Annotated in this window: 3 protein-coding genes; all 3 read left to right on the forward strand. The window is 27.3% G+C overall.

The window, feature by feature from the left end:
* Nucleotides 1-295: 295 nt before the first annotated feature.
* The 3 genes from A9758_RS03340 to A9758_RS03350 all read left to right on the forward strand — a co-directional run bounded on the left by A9758_RS03340 (nt 296) and on the right by A9758_RS03350 (nt 3,059).
* A complete protein-coding gene (locus A9758_RS03340; protein WP_011407010.1) occupies nt 296-517 on the forward strand; it encodes a FeoA family protein in 222 nt (73 codons plus the stop codon).
* A gap of 149 nt (nt 518-666) precedes the next feature.
* On the forward strand, nt 667-2,670 hold the full coding sequence (gene feoB / locus A9758_RS03345; protein WP_011407009.1) for a ferrous iron transport protein B: 2,004 nt from the start codon (nt 667-669) through the stop codon (nt 2,668-2,670).
* 182 nt (nt 2,671-2,852) lie between these two features.
* Entirely contained in the window at nt 2,853-3,059 is a 207-nt protein-coding gene (locus A9758_RS03350; RefSeq protein WP_011407008.1) for a hypothetical protein, read from the forward strand.
* Nucleotides 3,060-3,322: the final 263 nt, after the last annotated feature.

Raw genomic sequence — 3,322 nt, forward strand, 5'->3', positions numbered from 1 at the left:
CTTTTAATGTTTTACCATTTAGTTTATATATAACTTAAATTTTGTTTATATTATTTGTTATTTTTTTAGTATATTTTTTATTATTTCTATTTATTTTGTGGTATTTTGCTTATTTTTAAATGTAATTAATTAACACAACATTTATATACTATAAAAAACTTAGGTATACCTAATTAGGTGTAACTAATTATGTGTTAATATTTTAATAATTAAAACCTAATTTTTTATTGGGTAATGATGTTTGATTTAATAAAATATCATATAGAAATAAAATATTATTCTCGGAGGGAAAAAAATGACAACAGTTAATGATTTAAAACCTGGAGAAACAGGAATTGTTAAAAGACATAAAGTAAAAGGATCTCTTGGAAAACATCTTAAAGAAATGGGTCTTGTTAATGGTACTCCTATAAAACTTGAAAGAGTGGCACCATTAGGTTATCCTGTAGAAATTAGAATTCAAGGTTTTTCTTTAGCTTTAAGAAAAGAAGAAGCGGAATCAATTGAGTTAGAATAACTCTTTTTTTTAATTCAATTGTTATTTTATTAATATTAAAAGTTCATGATTATTTTTATTTAAACATTGTTTTTTATTTAAAAATTATTCCAACATAATTTAGGTTTACCTAAATTACTACTTATATTATTATTATTCAGAGGTATGATATGGAGAAACTAAAATTCTTATTAGCAGGTAATCCAAACGTGGGTAAGAGTACAATTTTCAACCATCTTACAGGTATGAAACAACACGTTGGTAACTGGCCTGGTAAAACAGTAGAACAAAAATCTGGAAGTTTTGAATTTGATAATTATGATATAGAAATTATAGATCTTCCAGGAAATTATAGTCTAACCCCATATTCAGTAGAAGAACAAGTTTCAAGAGATGCAATTATTCATGAAGAAAATGATGCAGTAATAAATGTTATTGATGCAGAAAATATTCAAAGAAACTTATATTTAACATTACAAATCATGGAAACAGGTGCTAATACAATACTAGCAGTGAATTTGTTAAATTATGCTGAAGATGCAGGTTTCAAAATAAATCTAAAAAAATTAGAGGAAACATTAGGAATTCCAATAGTTGTCGTGGATGCAAGAGAAGGAACAGGATTAAATGAATTAGTACGTGCAACAATCAAAGCAGCTAACCATCCAAAAGATTGTTCATCTAGATTAACATATGGATTTGAATTAGATGATCATGTAAATGAAGTTAAAGGACTATTTCCTAATTTAAAGATAGGTTCAGCACCAGACTCATGGACAGCTATAAAACTTTTAGAAGGTGATGATGAAGTAATAGACATTGCTGAAAAATCATCTGATAAACAAAATCTACAGAAAGTAAATAACATAAGAAGACATCTTGAAGGTATATTAAATGATAATGTAGATGATGCATTTATCAATGCAAGATATGCTGAAATAGATTCAATTATGAAAATTTGTGTAAAAAAACCTGGTGCAGGTAAAAAAACACTCACAGATAAGATAGATGATATAGTAACCAATAGAATACTTGGAATACCAATATTTTTAATAGTGATATATGGAGTTTTCCAACTTACATATACAATAGGAGGACCATTCCAAGATTTAATAGATGAAGCATTTACAATGCTTATAGATAGCATTACTCCAATACTAGGTGATGGATTAGCATCATCATTTGTATTAAATGGTGTAATTGGTGGAGTAGGTTCCATACTTACATTTATACCTATTATATTCATATTGTTTTTCTTACTAAGTTTAATAGAAGATGTTGGTTACTTAGCAAGAGCAGCATTTGTTATTGATAGAGCAATGTATAAAATAATGGGATTATCAGGTAAAGCATTTATACCAATGATTCTAGGTTTTGGTTGTGATGTAACAGGAATAATGGCAACAAGAACATTAGCAAATGAAAGTGATAGAATATCTACAATGTTAGCATTACCATTTATATCATGTAGTGCAAGAATACCTATATATGCATTATTTACAGCAGTATTCTTTATATCAAACCAAGCAGAAATAACTTTTGGTTTATATATACTTGGTATGATAGTAGCAATTATAGTTGCAAGATTACTTAAAAGAACAGCATTTTCAGAAGAATCTGCACCATTTATTATGGAATTACCACCTTATAGATTACCTACACTTAAAAGTGCAGGATTACACATGTGGGAAAGAGGTTCTCTTTTCATTAAAAAAGCAGGTACAATTATTCTAGGAACATCCATTATTGTATGGTTACTTGGTAATTTACCACCAGGTGTAGAAGAAGGATCTGTTCAAAGTATAATTGGTATGTTTGGAAATATTATAGCTCCAATATTTGCTCCACTAGGATTTGGTTTCTGGCAAGCAGCAGTAGCTTTAGTATTTGGTATAATGGCAAAAGAAATTGTAGTATCTACCTTCGGTACACTATTTGGTGTAGGTGAAGATGGAATAAGTACAGTTTTACCATCATTATTCACACCATTATCATCATTATCATTCATGGTATTTACATTATTATATGTTCCATGTTTTGCATGTCTTGGTGCAATAAAAGAAGAATCTAACTCTTGGAAGTGGATGGGTGTCTGTGTAGTAACATGTTGTGTTATAGCATATATAATGGCATTTATTGTATATCAAGGAGGATTACTGCTAGGATTTACTTAAAATAATAGTATAATCTTTATACTATCTTTTTTATTTTATGGAGGTGTTTATTATGATTATAGGTGCAAGTCCAGAAGTCATAAAGAAAATCAAAAAAGAATAAAACTCTATTTTCTAATTTTAATAAAAATTTTATAATTATTAATTACAATTATTTAATAAACAATAAAGGAGACTTATCAATGATACAATGTAGAATATGTGGTTGTAAATTTGATGAAAAAAATGTGAAACCATGTGGATGTAGCTGTGCCTTTGGTGGATGTCATGGAAATAATGTTCGATGTCCAAATTGTGGTTATGATATGCCACGTCCAAAGGAATTTAAAAAAACAAATAATGAAAACTTTAATTTTTCAATTATGGATAGAATTAAAAGTTTTTTTTAAATAAATATAGAAGTACTTTTTTCATAAACTTTTTTCTAATTTAATTCTAATTCTATTTTCTAATTTTTATGATTAATTTGGATTTTTTAATATTTTTTCAATAAATATTTATAATATATGAATATTAATATAAATTGAGGCATGACTAAAATGATTCAATGTAAATTATGTGGACACAAATTTGATGAAACTACAGCACAACCCATGGATTGTAATTGTGGTTGTGGTGGAAATAATGTATTATGTCCAAATTGTGGTTATGA

Source organism: Methanosphaera sp. A6 (assembly GCF_001729395.1).
Classification (GTDB): Archaea; Methanobacteriota; Methanobacteria; order Methanobacteriales; family Methanobacteriaceae; genus Methanosphaera; species Methanosphaera stadtmanae.